Source organism: Candidatus Thiodiazotropha sp. AKAK3, from assembly GCF_058244645.1.
Window position 1 is genome coordinate 92,881 of the sequence record NZ_JBSYOQ010000059.1, and the last position, 23,405, is coordinate 116,285.

The following is a 23,405-nucleotide window of genomic DNA, read 5'->3' on the forward strand; positions in this document are numbered from 1 at the left end:
CGCTCAAGGTGGTAACCTTTCTCTCATGTTGAGTGGAGAGGGGGGGAGAATCCCGCGTCTACAGCGCGTTATCGGATCAGAGCGATTCCTCTGAATCTGCTCTTTTTATCCTGAGTAGACAGCGTTCTCCCTCTGTGAAAGCCACCTGCAGCGGAATCACCGTACAATCATAGTTTGGCTTTATCTCTTCAATCTCCAGATCCGGTACTCGGCCCTTCATAGCCAATAATTCGCTCTCATCACTACGCAGTGCCTGACTCAAGTCCAGAAGCTTAGGCAGAGAGGTCAGTGCCCGGGCGGTTAGAACCTTAAATGGATAGTGCGGTTGGTACGCCTCTATTCTGCTGTGTACCGGTTGGCAGTGATTCATCCCCAGTTCCAGTACGACCTGACGTAGAAAACGAACCTTCTTGCTGTTGCTGTCGAGCAGTGTAAAGCTGATATCTGGGCGCATTATCGCCAGGGGAATTCCGGGTAAGCCTGGGCCCGTTCCCATATCGAGGCAGTTGTTTCCTTTCAGATAGGGCAGAAGCACCAGGCTATCCAGTATATGTCGGCCCACCATCTCCATCGGATCGCGAACTGCAGTGAGGTTATAGGCCTTATTCCACTTCGTCATCAGCGCGAGATAATCCAAAAGCTGATGCTGTTGCAATTCACTCAGTGCAATACCCATACGAGCCGCCCCATCCGAGAGCCGCTGCTGACATGCGGATCTATCAAATTCCAGCTTCGCCATCAGGCTGAACGCTTCTTCAGATGGATCAGTAGTAAGGAGATCGCTGCAGGGGTGACCCCGGGGATACGTCCTGCCTGCCCCAAGGTTTCCGGCCTGTGCCGCTGGAATTTTTCCCGCACCTCCGAGGAGAGGCCGCGAACGTTTTCATAGTCCAGGTCTTGCGGTAGCGCCACTGCTTCATTGGCCCGTTGTTTATCTATTTCATCTTTCTGACGAACGATGTAGCCGGCATATTTTGCCTGTACCTCCAACTGCTCGATCTCTTGGGCATTCTCCAGACCGGAACCCAACTTGGGGATGGTCAGCAGATCCCGATAGCTAACATTGGGCCTTGCCAACAAATTGAGTGCAGAGGCATCTTTCGACAGATTAGCGCCAAATATGGCCTCCGCCCGATCTGGCTCTACATCGGATGGTCGCAGCCAGATATCTTTCAAACGCTGTTGCTCCCGCTCGATATTTTCCCGCTTTTGGCAAAATGCCTGCCAACGATGATCATCCACGACGCCAAGCTCCCGGCCTCTCTCAGTGAGTCGTAGATCAGCATTATCCTCTCGCAGTAGCAAGCGATACTCAGCCCTGCTGGTGAACATCCGATAGGGTTCCTGGGTCCCCTGGGTTATCAGGTCATCCACCATTACCCCTATATAGGCCTCATCCCTTCGCGGTGACCAGGACTCCTGGTCGTTGGCGAAACGCACAGCATTGATTCCTGCCAATAGCCCCTGGGCAGCCGCCTCTTCATAGCCGGTGGTGCCATTGATCTGGCCGGCAAAAAACAGGCCTTCAACATGTTTGGTTTCGAGTGAGGCTTTCAGCTCTCTGGGATCAAAAAAGTCATATTCGATGGCATAACCAGGGCGGGTAATCTGGGCCTGCTCAAAGCCTTTCATTGAGCGCACCAGTTGAAACTGTATATCGAAGGGCAGACTGGTGGATATTCCATTGGGGTAGATTTCGTTGGTATCCAACCCTTCCGGCTCAATAAAGATCTGATGGGAGTCCTTATCGGCAAAGCGCACGATTTTGTCTTCAATGGAGGGGCAGTACCGAGGGCCAACGCCCTCAATGACACCGGCATACATTGGTGATCGGGAGAGTCCGCCACGGATGATCTCATGGGTCTGCTGATTGGTATGGGTAATGTGACAGCTCACCTGTTGGGGGTGCTGATCCCTCGATCCCAGAAATGAAAAGACCGGCGTCGGCGTATCCCCAGGCTGCGCCTGAAGTTGAGAATAATCGATAGAACGGCCATCGATGCGGGGCGGGGTGCCTGTCTTCAGGCGCTCGACGGTGAATGGCAGATCTCTAAGTCGCTTGGAGAGGGCGTTGGATGGGGGATCACCTGCCCGTCCACCTTCATAGTTTGAGAGACCGATGTGTATCCGGCCACCAAGAAAAGTACCCACCGTAAGCACCACAGCTTCGGCGCGAAATTTCAGGCCCATCTGGGTGACAACACCGGTGACCCTATCCTGCTCAACCAGCAGATCATCCACCGCTTGTTGGAACAACTGTAGATTGGGTTGGTTTTCCAGCAGATGCCGAATCGCTGCTTTGTAGCGTACCCGGTCAGCCTGAGCTCTGGTTGCCCTCACCGCCGCACCTTTGCGAGAGTTGAGAATGCGGAACTGTATGCCGCCCAAATCTGCAGCTTGAGCCATAGCCCCACCCAGGGCATCCACCTCTTTGACCAGATGCCCTTTGCCGATACCACCAATCGCAGGATTGCAGCTCATCTGGCCAAGGGTCTCTATATTATGGGTCAATAGCAGGGTTCGGGAGCCCATGCGGGCCGCTGCCAACGCCGCTTCTGTACCGGCATGGCCGCCTCCCACCACAATCACATCAAACTTATCTGTAAATAACATTGTCATATTTAAGCGTTAAATGGCCGCTAACCGTACCATCAGAAATCGCCATATCCGGTTTAGTAACACCGATTTCTGATAAAAAACCAACGAACCCACTATTTTAACTGATTAACAGGAGGAATGAGATATTTCAAAGGAACCTTCTGAGTCACTATAGCTATTTATCCGCTCTTGCGATCGGTTTTTAGGACAAGTCTCGAATCTGGCCTGTTTGCTAGGGACTGTTAACACTAAAGTAATGTTCAGCGAATGGAACCTTTGGCCGATTAAGAAGCAGTAGATCCCCGAGAATACGGTGAGTGTAGAAATAAGTTATCTTTCATATTCGGCAGGATGACAATAACCACAAAGGGAACCTGACAACGTCCGGTTGTACCTTAATTGATAGAAGAGGCAAGTAATGGGTTCTGAATTAGGTGGGGTAATCAAAGCAGCAGGCAACATCCTGCTGGGAAAACAGGATGTGGTCAAACTCTCTTTGACTTGTCTCTTAGCCAGAGGACATTTGTTGATAGAGGATGTGCCTGGTGTCGGCAAAACCACTCTGGCCCATACCCTGGCCCATCTGCTGGGCCTGCACTATCAGCGTATTCAGTTCACCAGCGATCTACTGCCATCGGACATTATTGGTGTCTCTATCTATGAAGCCAAGCAGCAGAGCTTCCAATTCCATCGTGGGCCAATTTTCTCCCAACTGGTACTTGCCGATGAAATAAACCGCGCCACCCCAAAGGCCCAGAGCGCACTGCTCGAAGCCATGGAGGAGCGACAGGTAACCACAGATGGAGAGACCTATTCACTACCGGAACCCTTTTTTGTTATTGCCACACAGAACCCAAGTCATCAGGTAGGCACATTTCCTCTACCGGAATCCCAACTCGATAGATTCCTGATGCGTATCAATATCGGATATCCGGGACGCTCTGCGGAACGGGATCTACTGGCAGGGGGAGACCGTCGGGCTCAGCTCGAAGACCATCCTGTTGTACTCGACACCCAAAGTCTCTCCGAATATCAAAAAAAGGTCGCGAAAGTGCATGTTGCTGATGCCTTGATTGAGTATTGTCAGGACATCCTCGCCCATACCAGAAATATGCCGGATTATCGGCTTGGCTTATCACCCAGGGCCGGTCTGGCCATACTTCAGGCGGCCCGGGCATGGGCCTTTCTAGAAGACCGTGATCTGGTTTTGCCAGAAGACCTGCAGGCCATACTACCGACAACCATCGGCCATCGATTGCAGACCTCCGGAGAGAAGACAGGCATTAGCGGTGATGGTCTGGTGAAGGATCTACTGAATAGAGTACCTTTACCCTAGATGAGTAAACGCTCCCTATATTCCTGGCTTAAACAGTTTCGCCGTCAGGCGAAAGCTGATCAGCAGGGTGGCGTAACCATTCAGGCACGTAGCATCTACATTCTACCAACCAAACAGGGAATACTGCTCGCCACTGTGTTGTTGGCGATGTTGGCTGGCTCCATCAATTACGGCAGTAATCTGGGTCATCTGGCAACCTTTCTTCTGGGGGGCATATGGATCACCAGCATACTCCACACCTGGCGTAATCTACTGGGTCTGAAACTTCAGCCACACCATGTCGATTCAGTGTTTGCAGGTGAAACTGCTGATTTTTGCCTATCCCTTGTCAACCCTTCGAATCTCGATAGATTCGGAATCAGCCTAAAGCATCGCAAGATCAATGGCGACAGCATCGATATACCGAATAGTGAACGCTTAACCATTCATCTGCCTCTTGTCAGCCGTAAACGCGGTAGTTTCCCTCTACCTCAGATCTCACTTCACACCACCTATCCACTAGGGCTTTTTCACGCCTGGACCTATGCCCAACTCGATCTGAGTTGTCTGGTCTATCCGAAACCTGCCGAACGTGGTGAGCCACCGGTAACAACCAGCTATACACGCAGTAACAGTGGCGACCGCGGGGTCGGTGCAGATGACTTTGTTGGTTTACGAAATTTTCGCTCCGGTGACTCCCCCAAACATATTGACTGGAAGGCCTATGCCAAACAACAGGGGTTGTTGAGCAAACAGTTCGGTGGTGATCGTCATATCGAGATACGACTCGATTGGGATCTTATACCTGAGCAGGAACCGGAAAGACGCCTCAGCCTGCTATGCCGATTTATTATTCAACAAGAGGAGCAGGGGCACGCCTACTCTCTACATATACCCGGTCTATCCATTCCCTCTGATCTTGGCACCACTCATATGCAGAAATGCCTCTCTGCTCTAGCCAAATTCGGTACTCAAAATGCTGACCACTGAGCACAGTCTGACCCCTCGACAACACCTAATGGCCACTCTATTTATTGCGCTGGCCATTGTTCCTCATGTGATACATCTCCCCACGCCGATTTCACTGTTACTGCTATTTCTGTTGTTTTGGCGATTTATGACACTTCACTATACCCGACTACAGCCAGGCCGTTGGATACTGGTAGTTGTAACCATGGGTGGAATCTTTCTGGTCTTCAACCAATTCCATACCTTGATTGGTCGGGATGCAGGGGTTGCTCTGCTTACTGTGATGATGATGCTGAAAATTTTAGAGACCAGAAAAAGACAGGATATATACAATGCGGTTTTTATCTCTTACTTCGTAATCATTACCCACTTTCTATTTAATCAGTCGATGGCTATGGCGCTCTATCTGAGTATCATCATGATCTGTTTGACTGCTCTGTTGATTGAGATAAATCGTATCAGGCCTTCGCAGCAGAGCTATAAATCTTTTCTGAGAACAGCGGTCATTACACTTCAGGCTTTGCCTATTGCCATCGTATTGTTCATCATTTTTCCTCGCATTTCACATCCACTCTGGAGTCTTGGCATTGGCGCCAGTGGAACAACAGGCCTCAGTGATCGTGTATCTCCGGGTCAATTTGCAGAGTTGGTTGAATCTCCAGAAGTTGCCTTCCGGGTAAGTTTCGACAAGCAACCACCAGAACCTGAACTTCGTTACTGGCGGGGCCTGGTGATCTGGGATACAGATGGCGAAAGTTGGTTCAACGCAGAAAAACAACAATCTCAACAACCGATAGCAATCAGTGACACAGGAGAAGTGAGCTACGAAGTGTTTCTCGAAGCTCACCAGAAAAATTGGCTCTATGCGCTTGATCTGCCCATCAAATCAAGCATAACTTCAACCATAACATCTGACTTTTTATTGCGCAGTAGTCGCCCTGTTACCCAATCACTGCAATACCGGGTCTGGTCCACAATTGAGAAGCAGAACAGATTACTATTACCGGGTATGAGTGATCGGGCACTGGAACTGCCAGACAATGTCACCCAACGCCAATTCGATCTGGTCGCTAAATGGCAGGCAGAGTCAACTACTTCTCGGCAGATCGTCGATCTGGCACTCTCCCATTTCAACAGCCAACCCTATGTCTACACCCTCTCACCACCACGTTATATCAACAATCCTATAGACGAATTTCTGTTTGAAGGTCGTGAAGGTTTTTGCGAGCACTACGCTACAAGCTTTGCACAGCTGATGCGAATCGCCGGGGTTCCGAGTCGTCTGGTGTTGGGTTATCAGGGGGGCGAGTACAACGAGATGGGTGACTATTTCATCATACGACAATACGATGCCCATGCCTGGACTGAAGTCTGGCTCGATGATACCGGTTGGCAGAGAGTCGATCCCACAGCGGCAGTTGCACCGGAACGGATACGTTTTCGGATCAGAGCAGATTTTGGTGAGCAAGGCTCACCCGTAATGTTTCAACTGGATGATTCAGGCCTGGTTGGATCAACTCTGCGACGATTTACTCATTTGCTGGATAGCGCCAACATAGAGTGGCGACGCTGGGTGATTGGATATAGTCGAGAACATCAATTCTCACTGATGCGCAATTTCGGCTTCGATAATCTAACCCCACTTCAATGGAGTCTTATAACCATATCGCTGATAGCAATCCCACTGATTCTGGTGGCACTGAGGCTGGTGCTTTCAGGCCGAAAAGCACCCTCACCTGTCACACACGCTTATAATCTTTTTTGTAAACGTCTTGCCCGGTTGGGTATCAAACGTGAAGTTCATGAAGGACCGATGGATTATGCAAAAAAAGCAATCAGGATAAGACCCGACCTGACTGCATCCATCAGCAGAATTACTGCGCTCTATATCAAAGTGCGCTATGGCCCGAACCCAGAGAAAAACCAGGCGCAGGCCTTAATTCGACAGGTCAGACAGTTTCATCCAAGCCGTCACAAAGCCTAGTGTACCTCGTCATTCAAGGGTCTGTTTAACCCAAGTGGGTTATCAGTCATGCAAGATTGTATAGAGTCTGTCTTTTAATAGAAGACGACGTTTTTTCATCTCTTCTATATGGAAATCAGAGACTGGAGTACTCAACTCTTCCAGATTACGAATATGGGCATCCAGCCAATCGTATTCATCCATCAGATTGTGAAAAACCTCGTTGCTCTTACGCATGTCTACAATCTTGTCGGCATACTCAGGAAACTCATGCAAAAGATCGTGTGATTCACCCAGCATCTCTCTCTCCTCTTCTTATGAACCCTTATTTCAACACCTTATCTGTTACAAGGCTATGACAACAATGTACAGAATCAAGAAAACAGTAATTCCTCTTATTCAACAGGAATTTTTGGTGTCCTGAATTCTTGTCGAATAATTTAACACATAAAACACGTTGGTTATCTTTAACATTCTGATATTACTAAAATTCCTATTTGTGGCTCAATATTTGCCTTCTATAGGTGGCGTTATTAATGGAATGTACAACAAGGAGCTGTAGCTATGAAAACTTTCAAATTGATCACACTGTTTGTTTGGGGGGGATTGTCATTTTATATGCAGAACACTCTCGCTCTGCCGGTCTTATATACTTTTACAGGGAATGTTACAGCTCAATATGAAATGGATGATACCGTGAATGTGTCGGTAGGTGATCCGATCTCGTATAGCTTTGTCGTCGATGACGAGGTTAGCAGTTGGGTAAATCCTGAGGGAAGAACTGTGGAATACGGCCATACAAGTAGTTCGGGTGAAGGGTGGGTGTATCACAGTTACAATTACTACGCTGAATTTGTCGGTGGAAGTGAGATCCTCGTTGATGAAAACGCAACGGGTTACAATCCTCTGACTGGTAATTCCTATGGTCAGTTTTATGCTCGTGAGGGCATAACACCGCAAGGGAATATTGGTGATATGGAAGTGATCTTTAGAGGTTATGGATCAAATGGGTTTATCCAACTCAATATTATGTCCAGTTATTCAGAGTGGCAGGTAGATTCGCAAATAATGACTGACGCTGACTGGAATATAATGGAAAGTCCACAAGGCTTCATGGCTTTCGATGCAGATTTAGCTTTAAATATCGTGTCCCAAGATCATACTGGCGGTGAACCCCAGTATCCCACTCAACCAGATCCTGTGACACCCATAGAGGATTCGCCCGCAAACGTTCCTGAACCTACCACCTATTTTTTGGTGCTCAGCGGACTTTTAGGGATAGGATTGTTACGAAAAAAAGCAGCCTAACGGCATCTTTTTGTGAAGGGTAGGTTCATACCCCACCACAAATCCTTCAGTCAACGTGATTCGGTGGGGCATTGCCCCACCTTATTACCCCGGCGACTAAGTATGTCGTCTTCAGGTTTAATAGAAGCTATTTTCCAATACAAAAATTGGAAAAAATCCGCCCCAGCAAGTCGTCTGCAGTAAATTCACCAGTGATTTCAGATAGTGCTTGTTGTGCATATCTCAGATCTTCCGCGAGCAGTTCTCCAGCCTTATCCCGCTGCAAGCTCAACTTTCCGTGATCAAGATACTGCAGAGCTCGCTGCAGGGCGTCAAGATGTCTGCGGCGGGCAATAAATTCACCTTCATTCTGATCCATATAGCCAGCACAATGTTTGAGATGATCATTGAGAAGATCTATACCTATTCCCTGTTTCGCAGATAACGAAATCTCAACAGCTGAACCTGACTCCCGAATCTGTGGTTGTTTGTTGGTGATATCAATTTTATTTCGAATCAGTGTCAGAGGCACACCTTGTGGCAGTACAGCATCATCCTGCAGCTGATGATCCGGATCAGATTGATCATCAAAAACCCAAAGCACCCTGTCGGCATCGGCCATTTGCTGCTTTGCTCGACGAATACCCTCTTCTTCAATCGGATCTGCACTCTCACGCAGTCCAGCCGTATCGATTATATGCAGCGGAATACCATCAATACTGATGCGTTCCTTCAGAATATCCCTGGTCGTTCCTGGAATCTCTGTAACAATTGCTGAATCTGTCCCTGCCAGGGCATTCAGCAAACTCGATTTACCGGCATTCGGCCGTCCAGCTATAACAAGTGTTAAACCATCCCGTAGAACTTTACCACTTTGTGCAGAATTGAAAGTCTTTGTAACAGCATCAATAACCGTAAGTAATTGCTTACTAACATGGCCATCACTCAAAAAATCTATCTCTTCTTCAGGGAAGTCAATTGCTGCTTCCACATAGAGTCGCAACTCAATCAGTTGCTCTACTAGATCTGTAATACGTTGAGAAAAAGTACCCTGCAGGGTACGACTGGCCAGACGGGCCGCAGCTTGACTCTGTGCATCGATGAGATCAGCAATGGCCTCAGCCTGAACTAAATCCAATTTATCATTCAGAAATGCACGTTCACTAAACTCTCCCGCATGGGCAACTCGTGCTCCTGCATTGAGAACAGCTTGAAGCAGTAGATCCATGACCACTGGACCACCATGCCCCTGGAGTTCCAATACATCCTCCCCGGTAAAGGAGTGTGGACCAGGAAAGAAAAGGGCAATCCCCTTATCGATGATCTGTTGATCCCGATCGCGAAAATCGACCAGTTTGGCCTGCCTGGGAGGGGGGAGTGTACCGATCAGAGAATCTGCAATCTTTTGACAGCCAGCTCCACTGATCCGAACTATACCCACCCCACCTCGACCGGGTGGGGTGGCAACTGCAGCGATCGTCTCACGCAGCGTCATTAATCTATCTCAATCAGGTGGCGGCTTTCTCAATCTGGCGAGTGATATACCACTGCTGAGCAATTGAGATCAGATTGTTAACCACCCAGTAGAGTACCAATCCCGCCGGGAAGAAGGCGAAAAAGATGGTAAAGACAAACGGCAGACTCATCATAATTTTTGCCTGCATTGGATCTGGTGGCGCCGGATTGAGCTTCTGCTGAACAAACATGGAAACACCCATGATCAAGGGCAGAATAAAGTAGGGGTCTTTCTCAGAGAGACTCTCTATCCAAAGAATCCAAGGTGCATGGCGCAATTCCACACTCTCCAGCAGCACCCAGTAGAGTGCGATAAAAACCGGAATCTGCACCAGAATCGGCAGACAGCCTCCTAATGGATTTATCTTCTCTTTTTTATAGAGCTCCATCATCGCCTGCTGAAAGCGCTGCTTATCATCCCCGTAGCGATCTTTAAGCGCTTGAACTCTGGGAGTAAACTTGCGCATATTCGCCATCGACTTATAACTGGTCTCCGAGAGCTTAAAGAAAACGGCTTTAATCAATATCGTCAGCAGGATGATTGACCAGCCCCAATTCCCAACCAGGTTATGGATTGTCTTCAGCAGCCAAAAAATCGGCTTGGCAATTACTGTGAGCCATCCATAGTCGACTGTCAGTTCCAAACCTTCAGCTATAGCTTCCAACTGATCCTGCAGTTTTGGGCCTATATAGAGCTGTCTACTGATCTCCTTGGACTGACCAGGCTCTACAGTGATCGAGGGAGAATAGCTGCCGATCAGGTACTTTCCACCACTCAGTGCATTGGTGTAGTAGTGCTCTACCTGATCCTTAGGCGGAATCCAGGCAGAGAGAAAGTAGTGTTCAATCATCGCCAACCAACCGCGATCCGATTCGACATCAAGCTTTTTCTTAGCCATATCATCGAAATCAACTTTCTCGTACTTATCCTTGGGGTTGTAAAAAACGCCACCTGTATAGGTATAGGTAGTAAAGCCACTACTGTCGCTTTCAGGCTCAGAGCGCTGAATCTGGCCATAATCCCTGGCCGCCCAACTCTCACCAGACTGATTGTCAATCAAATACCTGACTTCTGTGAGATAACTGCCTCTTTTCAGTTTGAACTGTTTAGTTACAGTAACGCCTTCGCTGCTTTTCCATACCAGCGGAATAATCAGCTCATCCTCACCTTCAGCCATCTCATAGAGAGACTGCTCGCTCTGAAAAATCGCATCATGGTTTGGCGCAGCATCATTTTCAGCGCCAATTAATCCGGATTGAGCGATATAGAGATTCGGACCTGAAGGGGTTAACAGCTCAACCTTGATATCTGGCGTCTCAAACGTGTCTCTGAAATTAAGGAGATCAGCTCTCTGAACCGTTCCACCCAAAGTGGAAATTTCAAGGCTCAAGAGATCACTTACTACTTTGATTACTTCTACATTTTGAGTCGAAACAGTGCCATCCTGATGTGGCATGTTTGATGCGGCCTGGGGAAGATCTGCCTTCACATCAGCCGTCGGAACACCTGTGTCCACCTCACCAGGTACGCTGGGTGAATCGGTGCCACCATTGGTCTGCTCGGCTTGCCTCTGCGCAGGGACACCATAGTCCTCCTGCCAGGCTTGATAAATAAGAAGGCCCAGAAAGGCCAGGGTAAAAAAGAGAATCAGTCGTAGATTATCCATTTAACTGCTTTTTTTGAGGTTCAGGTACCGGGTCAACCCCGCCTTCATGCCAGGGGTGACAACGTGATATTCGTTTCAGAGAGAGCCAGAAACCGTATAAAGCCCCATGCTTCTCAATAGCCTCCAGTGAGTAGGCAGAGCAAGTGGGGTAGAAACGGCAGTGCTGGCCGACAAAGGGGCTTAGTATAGTTTGATAGAGCCTGATCACAAAGATCATTATTTGGCGCATAGCTCTGCAATCCTAAACCAATGCTGCTGTAGTGAATCCAGACAACGCTTGTTATCCGCGACTGCTGCACCATGTCTGGCGACAACAACCAAGTCCAATCCAGCCACAACATTCTGGTTATGTCTGAAGCTTTCGCGAATCATACGCTTGATACGGTTCCTGTCCACTGCTTTTCGACAATGCTTCTTTGCGACAGCAAGACCCAAGCGAGCATGGAGGTCTCTGTTAGGATATGCCAATACCAGAAAGTGACGATCACTGGATCGCCGACCTTCACTAAAAACCCGACGATATTCGTCGGGTTTTAACAATCTACGACTGCGAGGGAAGGCCCCTTCAGATCTTGGCAATGAACCTTTGCTCAGAGAGCGATACGAGCACGACCTTTAGCACGTCTTGCTTTAAGCACTTTACGGCCATTACGTGTAGCCATGCGCGCACGAAAACCGTGCGTACGGGCTCTTTTTAGATTGCTGGGCTGAAATGTTCTTTTCATAGCTGCTTACCGGTAAATCCGCCAATGAATTATGGACGAAAAAAAGACGCGTAGACTAGTCCGAAAAGAGATGGTTTGTCAATAGATAATAGAACAAATTACGTAAGATAAAATTAATTATAACTGTGGATAACTCTGGCGACCAAGAGTAGACTTGCATACTTTGAACCGAACCATGCTGTATTACAGATCAATGTATGGGCTCTCGGGATAACCTTCGAACTAAACACCAAGTAGATTCAAGACCATCGCTGGAGAGTGAAATTGGACCTTTGGCACCGCTGCACTGAGCACCTGGAGCAAGTACTCTCACCACAGCAATACAACACTTGGATTCGGCCACTGCAAATCATCGAAGAGCCTCAGCTTCTTAGACTCCTCGCACCAAACAGATTTGTTCTTGACTGGGTACGTAACCACTACCTGGATGTCATACAGAATCATCTCAATATCGTCTGTAATGGAGAAGCGCCCAAGATCCTGGTAGAAATCGGTTCTAAGTCCCGCCCTCAGAAAAAGCAACCTATCCCACCACCCCAACCTATTACAGTAACCTCCAGGCGTGACAATACCTCACCCATACAAAGCAATCTCAATCAAAGTTTTATTTTTGATACTTTTGTCGAAGGTAAATCCAATCAGATTGCCAGGGCCGCCTCCATGCAGATTGGTGAAAATCCTGGCAAGGCTTACAACCCGCTTTTTATATATGGTGGGGTAGGATTGGGTAAAACCCATTTGATGCATGCAGTGGGCAACATGATGCTGAAGAGGGACCCTCAGGCCAGGGTCATCTATCTCCACTCAGAACGATTTGTCGCTGAAATGGTAAAAGCACTACAACACAACACCATTGATCAATTCAAAAAGAAATACCGTTCTGTAAATGCGCTGCTTATCGATGATATTCAGTTTTTTGCTGGCAAAGAGCGCTCACAGGAGGAGTTTTTTCACACCTTCAATGCGCTTTTTGAGTCACAGCAGCAGATTATCCTTTCCAGTGATCGATTTCCAAAAGAGGTTACCGGACTGGAAGAGCGCCTGAAATCAAGATTTGGATGGGGTCTCACCGTGGCAATAGAACCCCCTGATCTGGAAACAAGAGTTGCAATACTGCAAAGCAAGGCACTACAGCTGAATGCTGAATTACCCACCGAAGTTGCTTTCTTTATGGGCAAGCGCATCAGATCAAACATTAGAGAACTCGAAGGTGCATTGAGACGCGTCATCGCAAACTCCACCTTCACCGGTCGAGACATCAATCTCGATTTTGCAAAAAACGCACTTCGCGATATGTTAGCTGCTCATGACAAGCAGGTAACTATTGAGAATATTCAAAAGACCGTTGCAGAGTATTTTCAGATCAGAACATCAGACTTAGTCTCTTCCAAGCGAAGCCGTTCTATCGCACGACCACGACAAATAGCGATGACCCTGGCAAAAGAGTTGACCAATCACAGTCTCCCTGAAATAGGCACTGCATTTGGTGGCAGAGATCACACCACAGTCATACATGCAAATCGCAAGGTTAAAGAGTTAAGAGAGAGTGATCCGAGAATATCAGAAGACTATTCCAATCTGTTAAGAACCCTAAGTAGTTAATGTGGATAAAATGTTAAGAAAATCAGCTAATATAAAAATCCAAACTTATCCACAAACCATCAACACTTATTCAGCAGGATTAGAGTAGGCTGATACATATGAAAAAACATGAAAATATTCATATAAATCAATATGATAGAAACAATCAATCAAGATATCAACAGGCCTAATAATAATAACAGGTCTATATATCTTAAAAGATAATTAATAAGATGCTGAGTGGATAACATGAAAATTAGCACCGATCGGGACAACTTGCTTGCACCACTACAGAAGATAGCTGGCGTTGTAGAACGAAGACAAACACTTCCAATACTGGCAAATATTCTTGTAAACGCTAACAACGGTCAGTTAAATCTCACTGCAACTGATCTGGAAGTGGAACTCAAAACTCAAACAGAAGCTGAGTGTGAGGGCGATACTGACTTCACAATACCTGCCAGAAAGCTACTCGACATCTGTAAGGCGCTTCCAGAGTCCGCTCCCATCACACTGGATGTATCTGACGATAAGGTAAAGTTACAATCAGGTAGAAGTAGATTTTCTCTTAGTGTGTTACCAGCTCGCGACTACCCGGTAATAGAGCCAACACCCAGTAGTTCAGTTTTTTCGATAAAAGAGTCAATTCTAAATACACTCATTGAAAACACTCAATTTGCTATGGCACAGCAGGATGTTCGCTACTACCTAAACGGGATGTTACTCGAATTATCCGGGGGTGATATCAGAACAGTAGCCACTGATGGGCATCGCCTGGCAATGAGTCAGTCACTCAAAGCGATTGAGGAAAAAATCAATCTACAAGTTATTCTGCCTCGTAAAGCAGTTATCGAACTGAGTCGTCTATTAAGTGACAGCGAAGATGAGATCAAAGTTGAGCTAAGCAACAGTTACATTAAAGTACTCTTTGAACAAACCGTTTTTACATCAAAATTAATAGATGGGCGATTTCCTGAATACCAACGTGTAATGCCTTCTGGATCTGACAAAGAAGTTGAAGCGGAAAAGAGCACGATTAAACAGTCACTGACAAGAGCTTCAATTCTATCGAATGAAAAGTATCGTGGCATACGCTTTCATCTAAAACCAAATTTACTCGAACTCCAGGCCCATAATCCTGAACAGGAGGAGTCTGAAGAAGAGCTTGAGGTAACTTACCAGGGAGATGAGCTGAAGATAGGTTTTAATGTTGGATACCTTCTTGATGCCATATCTGCTATTAAGGAAGAGACCATCATCATAGAGCTAAAAGATACAAACAGCAGTGCACTGATCTACGGTAAAAATAACAAGGATAGTAAATACGTCGTAATGCCCATGAGAATTTAGTAAACAGTTATACAAATACTAAAGATCAGCGACACACTGCATTAAAAATTGCACCTGCTCAAACTAAAGATTCAAAATCTCCGCAACATAAAAAGTGCGGAGATTTTCCCCAAACCAAAAGTAAACATAATTCTTGGTAAGAACGGCGCAGGTAAAACAACCCTCCTTGAATCAATCTATCTACTCGCAAGAGCAAAATCATTCCGACAAAGTCAAAATAGAAATCTTATTTCAGAAAATCAGTCAGAACTCATAATCTATTCCGAAATCACCAGAGATGACTCATCACTGAATAGAATCGGGCTAAGTAAGAAAAAAGAGAAAACAACAGTTCGAAAAGATGGTAAAAAAATTATTCGTCTTTCAGATCTAGCCAGTACCATCCCACTAACTATTATTACTCCAAACATACAGCGCATTGTAGAAGAGGGGCCTGCCCATAGAAGAAAACTTTTAAACTGGGGATTGTTCCACGTGGAACAATCATATGGAGAAATGGCACTACGCTATAAAAAAACTATTGACCAAAGGAATAGTGCACTAAGAAAAAATAGAAAAGAACTCCCCATTTGGACAAAACAGCTGGCTGTAATTGGTGAGGAGCTAAACCAACTCCAGAAGAGCTATCTAACAAAATGGAATAATTGTTTAAACGAACTTTCAGAAAATCAGAGTTTAGGAAGTCAATACAGACTCGAGATGCAAAATGGTTGGAAAAAAGGGCTTTCACTTTTACAGGCCCTAGAAGATCAGACCAACTCTGATTTGGAAAGAGGTTTCACAACCCCTGGACCACATAGACTAGATATTAAGATTACTGTTGAAGATAGATTAACTAAGAACTTTTTTTCAAGAGGACAGAATAAAATACTCGCCTTGAATATGATGCTTGCTCAAACAATGCTACTGAAGAGAGACAAAAAAGAGTCTCCAATCATTCTTGTCGACGATTTTCAGTCAGAGCTTGATAGAGATCACTACGAACAGGTTCAAAATCAGATATCTGATCTCAATGTACAAACCTTTATAACGTCCTTGACTAAAGAAAATGCCAAATTCTTCAAGCGTGAGGAGATTGGTATGTTCCACGTGGAACATGGAATTATCAAAGAATGCTAAATGAGTCGTGTATCGACTGAAAGTGTAGGTATAATAACGGATTATCATCTACATGGGTTTTCTCTACGGAATAATTAATGACTTACGATTCCTCGAATATAAAAGTGTTGAAGGGTTTGGATGCGGTAAGAAAGCGTCCTGGTATGTACATCGGTGACACGGATGATGGTACAGGTCTTCACCATATGGTATTCGAAGTTGTCGATAACTCAATTGATGAGGCACTCGCAGGATACTGTAACGAAATCAAAGTGACAATCCACTCTGATCAACGAGTGACTGTTAGTGATAATGGTCGTGGTATTCCTGTTGATGAGCATCCAGAGGAAAAAAGATCAGCTGCAGAGGTCATTATGACGGTGCTGCATGCTGGGGGTAAATTTGATGATAACTCCTATAAGGTATCTGGCGGACTGCACGGCGTTGGAGTATCTGTTGTTAATGCGCTTTCTGAAGAGCTGAAGTTAAAGATCAGGCGCCAGGGAAAGGTTTGGGAGCAAACCTATCAGCATGGTGTTCCTGTATCTGATTTGAAGGAGACAGGTGTAACAGAGAAGAGTGGTACCAGTGTGACATTCTTTCCGAGCAGCGGTACCTTCAGTAATATCGAGTTCCACTACGATATTTTGGCAAAAAGGTTACGTGAACTCTCTTTCCTTAATTCAGGTATTAAAATTCATCTGAAAGAAGAGGCTACAGGAAGGGAGGACGTTTTCGAATATATTGGTGGAATACTTGCCTTTGTAGAGCATCTGAATCGAAATAAGTCACCACTGCATGAGCAGGTTTTCAGCTTTTCAGATGAGCGGAACGACATTGTTGTCGAGATTGCTATGCAGTGGAATGAGTCTTATCAAGAGAGCATTTTCTGCTACACCAATAATATTCCTCAGCGTGACGGTGGTACCCACCTTGCGGGCTTTCGAGCTGCACTCACTAGAACATTGAATCAATATATAGAGCAGTCCGGTCTCTCTAAGAAACAGAAAGTAAATACATCAGGTGATGATGCTCGTGAGGGTTTGACCGCAGTATTGTCGGTAAAGGTGCCAGATCCAAAATTTTCATCGCAAACAAAAGATAAACTTGTCTCTTCAGAAGTTAAAGGTGTCGTAGAAAATCTACTTGCTGATAATCTGAGTGATTTCCTTCTGGAAAACCCTGGCGAAGCAAAGAGTATCGCTGGGAAAATGATAGATGCGGCTCGTGCCCGGGAAGCTGCTCGTAAGGCAAGGGAGATGACCCGCAGAAAGGGTGCACTGGATATAGCAGGTTTACCTGGTAAGTTGGCTGATTGCCAAGAGAAGGATCCCGCTTTATCTGAACTCTACTTGGTGGAGGGTGATTCTGCCGGTGGATCTGCAAAGCAGGGCAGGGATAGGAAGTTTCAGGCTATTCTTCCTCTGAAGGGTAAAATACTGAATGTCGAAAAGGCGCGTTTCGATAAGATGCTATCTTCTGCAGAAGTAGGCACCTTGATTACTGCGTTGGGTTGTGGCATTGGTAGAGAAGAGTTCAATCCGGATAAGTTGCGCTATCATCGCATTATCATCATGACTGATGCTGATGTGGATGGTGCTCATATCAGAACTCTACTGCTTACCTTTTTCTATCGTCAGATGCCTGAGCTGATCGATCGCGGTCATGTCTATATTGCTCAGCCACCTCTTTATAAAATTAAGAAGGGTAAACAAGAACAGTATTTGAAAGATGATCAGGATCTGAATAACTACTTTCTTCAATCAGCACTCGATAATGCAGCATTGATTGTAACAACAGGTGCACCACCTCTATCAGGTGAGAGCCTTGAGAATATGGCAAGATCCTTCTTGGTGGTTATGGCAAGTATTAACCGTCTTTCACTACGTTATGATGCTGATCTACTCGAAAAGCTGATCTATATGCCAAAGCTTGAAGAGAAGATGATTGAAGAGCAAAAAGAGATCGATGCCTGGATCAAAGAACTTGAAGGAAGATTAAATACCGATCTTGGTATTTCTGAGTCATGCACTTTGCAAAAGATTGATGAAGCTGATGGCGATGATGCTGGTTTGCTTCTGGTTAGAAAAGTTCATGGCATCGGAAATGAACACTTTATTCCCTTCGATTTTTTCAACAGTGTTGAATATAGAAAGATTGTCGAGTTAGGGACACAGCTCAATGGCTTGTTGAGTGATGATGCTGTTATAAAAAGAGGCGAAAAGGAGCAGCCAGTCGCTAGTTTCAAGCAGGCCCTGAACTGGCTTATGGATGATGCAAAGCGTGGTCAGCACGTGCAACGTTACAAAGGCTTGGGTGAGATGAATCCTGAACAGCTTTGGGAGACAACGATGAACGCTGAATCACGTCGTCTTCTGCAAGTCAGCATTGAGGATGCAGTCGCAGCAGATCAGATCTTCGCTACGCTTATGGGTGATCAGGTAGAACCACGCCGCGATTTTATAGAAACTCATGCTCTGACTGTTGAAAATCTGGATGTATAAGCTATCTGATCTGAATTAAGTTAGTAAGTACATACTTACCTTTCAGAGGCTGGTTTATAGATATTTCAGCCTCTATCACTGGGTAAATTTTCTACTTCTGTCTCGATCCACTCCTCAGCAATCTGGTTGATTTCTGAGGCAGATTTACCGGTAGATTCGATCATTGGTCCGATCGAGACATCTATTACACCAGGGTATTTGCGAATATCCCGACGTCGCCAAAATACGCCAGCATTATGAGCCACAGGCATAACTGGATATTCAGACTTCTCTGCCAAAATTGCGCCACCAATTCCATAACGTTTACGGGTTCCAGGAGCGACTCTTGTTCCCTCCGGAAAGACAATCACATGGTTGCCAGATTTGAGTCGTTCAATGCCCTGTTCGATGATCTGTTCTACAGCTTTGCGGCCCGATTTTCTATCAATCGCAATAGGTCTGAAGTGAACCATTATCCAGCCGAAGAAAGGCACGTAGAGCAGCTCTCGTTTCAGAACCCAGGACTTTGGACCAGGTATCAGGCTGACTAGCGCTATGGTCTCCCAGGCTGACTGATGCTTGGCAAAAATGATGCAGTTCTCTTTGGGTAAGTTTTCCAGTCCCTTTATTTTATAAGTTAACCCACAAAAGAATTTGAGTGCCCAGAGATTGATACGGCTCCATGTAGTATCGAAAAGATGTATCTGTTTGCTGGGGAGCACCCATCCTAAGAGACTACCCAATCCTGCGATCAATATTGTATTGATGACCAGAAAAGTGAAAAAGAGAATTGAACGAAGAAGAATCATTTATGCTCACTTTCTTTGATAAGTTTCACTGAAAAAGAGTAGAGATCATCATAAACAGGAATATCTGCAAGGAGACCGCTTAGCTGAGTTAGTGTCTTCTCACCATTGCCACTGCGAACAAGAATCGGTTGAGCTTTTACTTCTACTGCTGCCTGAAGATCTCTAAGTGAATCACCAACAACTGGTATATTCTCCAGTACAGTATGAGTCCGCTCTTCAATAGCTTTGAATAGTCCAGGATTTGGCTTGCGGCAGCTACAGTTATCATCTGGACCATGGGGACAAAAGAGTATGCCCTCAATATGACCGCCGACCTGTTGAACTGCATCGAACATTTTTCGATGAATCGCATTCAAGGCCTCTATATTGAACAAGCCTCGTGCCAGCCCAGACTGGTTGGTTGCAACGAAAATCCGGTAGCCGGCACGGCTGAGTCGAGCGATCGCCTCAAGACTACCTTCGATTGGATGCCACTCGTCGGGGTGCTTGATATAGCTGTCAGAATCCTTGTTGATTACACCATCCCTGTCGAGGATTATTAATTTCATTAAGTGAGTACTTACTTTCAGTCTACATCTCTGAATTCGGAGACACGTATTCGGCCGTTGACCATTCTTGAATCTCTCTTATCGAGTTTTTGCATCTTCTCCCAGAAGGCTTGATTGAGATCGAAGTCCTGGGCTATTGCAGTGCCCATCACCAGTATCAGTAGATCAGCCACCTCTTCAGCCAGAGCCTGTTTGGATTTTCCTTTGGTGACACATGATGAGATTTCGCCTAACTCTTCAGCCATTAATGCAACCCGGTAGGTCATCTCTTCACCACCGGTTTCGCGAAAACGGTGTTTGTCATGAAAGGATTGAACCGCAGTTAGCATCTGTTCGTAGGAGTCTTTGCTCATGTCTGTTGTTCCTCTATCTGTAGACGGGTGATATCAGCAACAGAGAGGAACAGACGTTCAAGTTGAGCGAGTAGGGAGAGCCGGTTGGTTCTGAGCGATTGATCATCGGTCATGACCATCACCTGGTCGAAGAAATTGTCGATAGGCTCTTTCAGACCGGCCAGAATTTGCAGGCCTTTTGCATACTCTCCCTGTTCAAACAGAGGTTGTACCATAGGCGCCAGTTCATCCATTTTCTCGGCAAGAAGGCGCTCGGCCTGGTCTTGATAGAGGGCTGGATCAGCAGATTCTGTAAGTTCCTCACTGCTCTTTTTAAGGATGTTGCGAATGCGCTTGTTTGCTGCTGAAAGGCTCTCTGCTTCAGGAAGTTTGCAGAATGCCTGCATGGCCCATATACGTCGGTCAAAATCAGCAAGGGTTTCAGGTGTCACATCGGCTACTGACTGAAACAGATCAAGAGTGACGCCAAGATCGGTATAGATACCTTTCAGGCGATCCAGCATAAAGTGGTAGACTGATTCAGCTATCTTCTCTTCAGTCAGACTTCCAGCAAGAGAACTTACTACTGACTCAAGTAGTTCCAGTAGGTTTAATGTAAGTGAGTGCTCACGTATTATACGCAAAGCACCTAGAGCAGAACGCCTTAGTGCAAAGGGGTCCTTATCACCGGTAGGTCGTTGACCTATGCCAAAAATACCGATCAGGGTGTCGAGTTTCTCTGCTAAAGAGATGGCGATGCCGGTGGTAGTTTTCGGTAGCTGATCACCGGAAAATCTTGGCATATAGAATTCATCCAGTGCTTGAGCCAGCTCATCAGATTCATTGTCTCTTTTTGCCTGATAGCGCCCCATGATCCCCTGCATCTCGGGAAATTCATAGACCATATCGGTGGTAAGGTCACAGCGACTGAGCAGGCCCGCTCGATAAGCAAGATCTGCATCGCCACCAATTTGAGTAGCGATGGTTTTTGCCAGATTAGCAACCCGTTGGGATTTGTCGAACATACTGCCCAGTTGATTTTGAAAAACCACCTGTTTCAGAGATTCCAAACGATCTTCGAGACTTTTCCTGCCATCCTGCTCCCAGAAGAACATGGCATCAGCCAAGCGGGGCCTGATCACTCTTTCATTGCCCTCACGGATCAGTTCGGGTTGGGGACTACTGATATTGGCGATGGTGATGAAGTGGTTCATCAACTTGCCTTCGGCGGTGAATAGAGGAAAGTACTTCTGGTTACCCTTCATGGTAGCGACCAGTGCTTCCTGGGGTACTTCAAGAAAACGCTCTTCAAAACTGGCTGAAACAGGAACCGGCCACTCGTTGAGTGCAGTTACCTCATCCAACAGATCAGGATCCAGGTCGGCACTACCTCCCAAGGCAGCTGCACTGCTCTGCACAGATTCGGCAATTTTGGATCTGCGCTCTTCAAAGCTGGCAATTACATAGCCCAGATCCTGTAGGACTGAAGCGTAATCCTGAGGATTGTATAGGGTGATGGCGCCTGGGTGGTGAAAACGGTGGCCATAGGTCAAGCGATCAGATTCTGCATCCAAAAGTGTGCATGGAACGACCTTTTCTCCGAGAAGAAATACCAGCCAGTGCACAGGGCGTACAAATTGTGCTTCTGAGGCACCCCAACGCATTCGTTTGGGGATTGGCAACTTGTTGAGCGCTTGAGTGGCAATATCAGGTAACAGCTCTTCAGCTGATTTACCTTTTGTGGCCAATTTGTAGGTCAACCACTCGCCTTTATCTGTTTTAAGTCGCTGCAGTTGATCCACGGTTGTCTGGCAGGATCTGGCAAAACCTTCTGCAGCCTTGGTTGGATTACCTGCGTCATCAAATGCAGCTTTAATAGCCGGACCACGTCTCTCCATTTCACTGTCGGGCTGGAGTAGTGAGCATTCACTTACTAGCAGGGCCAGGCGTCTCGGTGAGGCAAAACTTTCAACTTTTCCATGTTCTAAATTTGCCTGATTGAGACCAGCTATAAAGGTCTCAGTAAAAGATTGACTCAGGCGTTTCAGTGCTTTGGGAGGAAGCTCTTCTGTACCTAGTTCGAATAACAGGTCTGCTTGATCAGCCATTAGCAGCCTCCTGGGACGATTTGAGCATGGGAAAACCGAGTCGTTCTCGAGCATCGTAGTAGGCTTGGGCTACCGCCCGTGCCAAGGCGCGAACACGCAGGATATAGCGCTGGCGTTCGGTGACAGAAATTGCATGACGTGCATCGAGCAGATTGAATGTGTGTGAAGCTTGAAGCACCTGCTCATAGGCAGGCAGGGGCAGACCCGCTTCTATCAGTTTTTGTGAGACAGATTCACACTGGTCAAATTGAGCAAACAGATAGTCCACATCGGCATGTTCAAAATTGTAGGTAGATTGTTCAACCTCATTTTGATGAAACACATCGCCATAGGTCACGATGCCTTGAGGACCTTCAGTCCATACAAGATCATATACGCTCTCGACCCCCTGCAGATACATGGCAATTCGTTCCAGACCATAGGTGATCTCACCAGTAACAGGGCGGCAATCGAGTCCACCGACCTGTTGGAAATAGGTAAACTGGGTGACCTCCATGCCATTCAGCCAAACTTCCCATCCTAGTCCCCAGGCTCCGAGGGTTGGAGATTCCCAATTATCCTCTACGAAGCGGATATCATGCACATTGAGATCGAGCCCCAACATCTGCAAAGAACCCAGGTAGAGTTGCTGTATATTCTTTGGTGATGGCTTCATCACAACCTGGTACTGATAGTAGTGCTGCAGCCTGTTTGGATTTTCACCATAGCGACCATCTGTTGGACGACGTGAGGGCTGGACATAGGCAGCGTTCCAGGGTTCAGGCCCTATTGAGCGTAGAAATGTTGCGGTATGGAAGGTGCCAGCACCCATTTCCATATCGTAGGGTTGCAGAATGATGCACCCCTGGTCTGCCCAATATTCCTGAAGCGCGAATATCAGTTCCTGAAAAGTTTTTATGTTTCGCTGATTTGGTTCTGAAGCTCGAGTCACAACGAGGCCCCGTTGATGTGGATGAAAACGGCGTAAGTATAACGATGCCGCCTTACAATGGCTAACTTACGGGCGGTTATGCTGGTTTAAGCCACATTTTAAAGGAAGAATTGAGGGGGATCTGAG

The 23,405-nt window shown here is 46.4% G+C and carries 21 protein-coding genes; 8 read left to right on the plus strand and 13 right to left on the minus strand.

The features are described from left to right. Positions 1-76 precede the first annotated feature (76 nt). Both rsmG and mnmG read right to left on the minus strand, forming a co-directional pair. Positions 77-739: a 16S rRNA (guanine(527)-N(7))-methyltransferase RsmG gene (gene rsmG / locus AC4IE7_RS14980; RefSeq protein WP_490777660.1), complete on the minus strand. Its 663-nt coding sequence runs from the start codon at positions 737-739 to the stop codon at positions 77-79. Then, positions 739-2,613: a tRNA uridine-5-carboxymethylaminomethyl(34) synthesis enzyme MnmG gene (gene mnmG / locus AC4IE7_RS14985; RefSeq protein ID WP_490777759.1), complete on the minus strand. Its 1,875-nt coding sequence runs from the start codon at positions 2,611-2,613 to the stop codon at positions 739-741. The genes rsmG and mnmG overlap by 1 nt, the downstream gene beginning before the upstream one ends. Positions 2,614-3,016: 403 nt before the next feature. On the opposite strand from mnmG, the gene AC4IE7_RS14990 reads away from it, so the two are divergent. Genes AC4IE7_RS14990 through AC4IE7_RS15000 form a run of 3 tightly spaced genes read left to right on the plus strand, consistent with a single transcriptional unit; the run spans position 3,017 to position 6,866 of the window. Continuing rightward, the gene (locus tag AC4IE7_RS14990) at positions 3,017-3,934 is read left to right on the plus strand and encodes an AAA family ATPase (protein ID WP_490777661.1); all 918 of its coding nucleotides are present in this window, start codon (positions 3,017-3,019) and stop codon (positions 3,932-3,934) included. Then, positions 3,935-4,903, plus strand: coding sequence for a DUF58 domain-containing protein (locus AC4IE7_RS14995; protein ID WP_490777662.1), 969 nt, complete (start codon positions 3,935-3,937; stop codon positions 4,901-4,903). Next, positions 4,890-6,866 carry a transglutaminase TgpA family protein gene (locus AC4IE7_RS15000; RefSeq protein WP_490777663.1) on the plus strand — a complete coding sequence of 659 codons (1,977 nt, stop codon included), beginning with the start codon at positions 4,890-4,892 and terminating at the stop codon, positions 6,864-6,866. The genes AC4IE7_RS14995 and AC4IE7_RS15000 overlap by 14 nt, the downstream gene beginning before the upstream one ends. Before the next feature lie 42 nt (positions 6,867-6,908). Here the strand turns inward: AC4IE7_RS15000 and AC4IE7_RS15005 are convergent, their stop codons facing one another. Next, entirely contained in the window at positions 6,909-7,145 is a 237-nt protein-coding gene (locus AC4IE7_RS15005; RefSeq protein ID WP_490777664.1) for an HP1242/YdcH family protein, read from the minus strand. 264 nt (positions 7,146-7,409) lie between these two features. Here AC4IE7_RS15005 and AC4IE7_RS15010 point away from each other — a divergent pair, with 264 nt between their 5' ends. Further along, positions 7,410-8,153: a PEP-CTERM sorting domain-containing protein gene (locus AC4IE7_RS15010; RefSeq protein WP_490777665.1), complete on the plus strand. Its 744-nt coding sequence runs from the start codon at positions 7,410-7,412 to the stop codon at positions 8,151-8,153. A gap of 127 nt (positions 8,154-8,280) precedes the next feature. Here AC4IE7_RS15010 and mnmE read toward each other — a convergent pair whose 3' ends face one another. Genes mnmE through rpmH form a run of 5 tightly spaced genes read right to left on the minus strand, consistent with a single transcriptional unit; the run spans position 8,281 to position 12,039 of the window. After that, positions 8,281-9,627 carry a tRNA uridine-5-carboxymethylaminomethyl(34) synthesis GTPase MnmE gene (gene mnmE, locus AC4IE7_RS15015; RefSeq protein ID WP_490777666.1) on the minus strand — a complete coding sequence of 449 codons (1,347 nt, stop codon included), beginning with the start codon at positions 9,625-9,627 and terminating at the stop codon, positions 8,281-8,283. 13 nt (positions 9,628-9,640) lie between these two features. Next, positions 9,641-11,314: a membrane protein insertase YidC gene (gene yidC, locus AC4IE7_RS15020; RefSeq protein ID WP_490777667.1), complete on the minus strand. Its 1,674-nt coding sequence runs from the start codon at positions 11,312-11,314 to the stop codon at positions 9,641-9,643. Next, positions 11,307-11,543: a membrane protein insertion efficiency factor YidD gene (yidD, locus tag AC4IE7_RS15025; RefSeq protein ID WP_490777668.1), complete on the minus strand. Its 237-nt coding sequence runs from the start codon at positions 11,541-11,543 to the stop codon at positions 11,307-11,309. The genes yidC and yidD overlap by 8 nt, the downstream gene beginning before the upstream one ends. Further along, positions 11,531-11,893, minus strand: coding sequence for a ribonuclease P protein component (rnpA, locus tag AC4IE7_RS15030; protein WP_490777669.1), 363 nt, complete (start codon positions 11,891-11,893; stop codon positions 11,531-11,533). The genes yidD and rnpA overlap by 13 nt, the downstream gene beginning before the upstream one ends. Positions 11,894-11,904: 11 nt before the next feature. Beyond that, entirely contained in the window at positions 11,905-12,039 is a 135-nt protein-coding gene (rpmH, locus tag AC4IE7_RS15035) for a 50S ribosomal protein L34 (protein WP_071892818.1), read from the minus strand. 264 nt (positions 12,040-12,303) lie between these two features. Here rpmH and dnaA point away from each other — a divergent pair, with 264 nt between their 5' ends. From dnaA to gyrB, 4 genes are all read left to right on the plus strand, one after another. Then, a complete protein-coding gene (dnaA, locus tag AC4IE7_RS15040; RefSeq protein ID WP_490777670.1) occupies positions 12,304-13,641 on the plus strand; it encodes a chromosomal replication initiator protein DnaA in 1,338 nt (445 codons plus the stop codon). A gap of 228 nt (positions 13,642-13,869) precedes the next feature. After that, positions 13,870-14,970: a DNA polymerase III subunit beta gene (dnaN, locus tag AC4IE7_RS15045; protein ID WP_490777671.1), complete on the plus strand. Its 1,101-nt coding sequence runs from the start codon at positions 13,870-13,872 to the stop codon at positions 14,968-14,970. A 48-nt stretch (positions 14,971-15,018) separates the two neighbouring features. After that, positions 15,019-16,089, plus strand: coding sequence for a DNA replication/repair protein RecF (gene recF, locus AC4IE7_RS15050; protein WP_490777672.1), 1,071 nt, complete (start codon positions 15,019-15,021; stop codon positions 16,087-16,089). 77 nt (positions 16,090-16,166) lie between these two features. Beyond that, entirely contained in the window at positions 16,167-18,572 is a 2,406-nt protein-coding gene (gene gyrB, locus AC4IE7_RS15055) for a DNA topoisomerase (ATP-hydrolyzing) subunit B (protein ID WP_490777673.1), read from the plus strand. Positions 18,573-18,637: 65 nt separating this feature from the next. Here gyrB and AC4IE7_RS15060 read toward each other — a convergent pair whose 3' ends face one another. From AC4IE7_RS15060 to glyQ, 5 genes are read right to left on the minus strand one after another with little or no spacing between them, the layout of a single operon-like run. After that, a complete protein-coding gene (locus AC4IE7_RS15060) occupies positions 18,638-19,360 on the minus strand; it encodes a lysophospholipid acyltransferase family protein (protein WP_490777674.1) in 723 nt (240 codons plus the stop codon). Next, positions 19,357-19,908 (minus strand): D-glycero-beta-D-manno-heptose 1,7-bisphosphate 7-phosphatase, encoded by a 552-nt coding sequence (gmhB, locus tag AC4IE7_RS15065; RefSeq protein ID WP_490777675.1) that lies wholly within the window; start codon positions 19,906-19,908, stop codon positions 19,357-19,359. Before gmhB ends, AC4IE7_RS15060 begins: the two co-directional genes overlap by 4 nt. Before the next feature lie 17 nt (positions 19,909-19,925). Beyond that, positions 19,926-20,261 carry a nucleoside triphosphate pyrophosphohydrolase family protein gene (locus tag AC4IE7_RS15070; RefSeq protein WP_490777676.1) on the minus strand — a complete coding sequence of 112 codons (336 nt, stop codon included), beginning with the start codon at positions 20,259-20,261 and terminating at the stop codon, positions 19,926-19,928. After that, the gene (glyS, locus tag AC4IE7_RS15075) at positions 20,258-22,348 is read right to left on the minus strand and encodes a glycine--tRNA ligase subunit beta (protein WP_490777677.1); all 2,091 of its coding nucleotides are present in this window, start codon (positions 22,346-22,348) and stop codon (positions 20,258-20,260) included. Before glyS ends, AC4IE7_RS15070 begins: the two co-directional genes overlap by 4 nt. Then, positions 22,341-23,279: a glycine--tRNA ligase subunit alpha gene (gene glyQ, locus AC4IE7_RS15080; RefSeq protein ID WP_490777678.1), complete on the minus strand. Its 939-nt coding sequence runs from the start codon at positions 23,277-23,279 to the stop codon at positions 22,341-22,343. Before glyQ ends, glyS begins: the two co-directional genes overlap by 8 nt. Positions 23,280-23,405: the final 126 nt, after the last annotated feature.

Coding starts and splice junctions, on each gene's coding strand:
- AC4IE7_RS15060 (WP_490777674.1), bottom strand. CDS start 19,360: ATGATTCTTCTTCGTTCAATTCTCTTTTTCACTTTTCTGGTCATCAAT.
- mnmE (WP_490777666.1), bottom strand. CDS start 9,627: ATGACGCTGCGTGAGACGATCGCTGCAGTTGCCACCCCACCCGGTCGA.
- yidC (WP_490777667.1), bottom strand. CDS start 11,314: ATGGATAATCTACGACTGATTCTCTTTTTTACCCTGGCCTTTCTGGGC.
- mnmG (WP_490777759.1), bottom strand. CDS start 2,613: ATGTTATTTACAGATAAGTTTGATGTGATTGTGGTGGGAGGCGGCCAT.
- dnaN (WP_490777671.1), top strand. CDS start 13,870: ATGAAAATTAGCACCGATCGGGACAACTTGCTTGCACCACTACAGAAG.
- AC4IE7_RS15010 (WP_490777665.1), top strand. CDS start 7,410: ATGAAAACTTTCAAATTGATCACACTGTTTGTTTGGGGGGGATTGTCA.
- AC4IE7_RS15000 (WP_490777663.1), top strand. CDS start 4,890: ATGCTGACCACTGAGCACAGTCTGACCCCTCGACAACACCTAATGGCC.
- glyS (WP_490777677.1), bottom strand. CDS start 22,348: ATGGCTGATCAAGCAGACCTGTTATTCGAACTAGGTACAGAAGAGCTT.
- AC4IE7_RS14990 (WP_490777661.1), top strand. CDS start 3,017: ATGGGTTCTGAATTAGGTGGGGTAATCAAAGCAGCAGGCAACATCCTG.
- rpmH (WP_071892818.1), bottom strand. CDS start 12,039: ATGAAAAGAACATTTCAGCCCAGCAATCTAAAAAGAGCCCGTACGCAC.
- gmhB (WP_490777675.1), bottom strand. CDS start 19,908: ATGAAATTAATAATCCTCGACAGGGATGGTGTAATCAACAAGGATTCT.
- AC4IE7_RS15005 (WP_490777664.1), bottom strand. CDS start 7,145: ATGCTGGGTGAATCACACGATCTTTTGCATGAGTTTCCTGAGTATGCC.
- rsmG (WP_490777660.1), bottom strand. CDS start 739: ATGGCGAAGCTGGAATTTGATAGATCCGCATGTCAGCAGCGGCTCTCG.
- AC4IE7_RS15070 (WP_490777676.1), bottom strand. CDS start 20,261: ATGAGCAAAGACTCCTACGAACAGATGCTAACTGCGGTTCAATCCTTT.
- yidD (WP_490777668.1), bottom strand. CDS start 11,543: ATGCGCCAAATAATGATCTTTGTGATCAGGCTCTATCAAACTATACTA.
- gyrB (WP_490777673.1), top strand. CDS start 16,167: ATGACTTACGATTCCTCGAATATAAAAGTGTTGAAGGGTTTGGATGCG.
- AC4IE7_RS14995 (WP_490777662.1), top strand. CDS start 3,935: ATGAGTAAACGCTCCCTATATTCCTGGCTTAAACAGTTTCGCCGTCAG.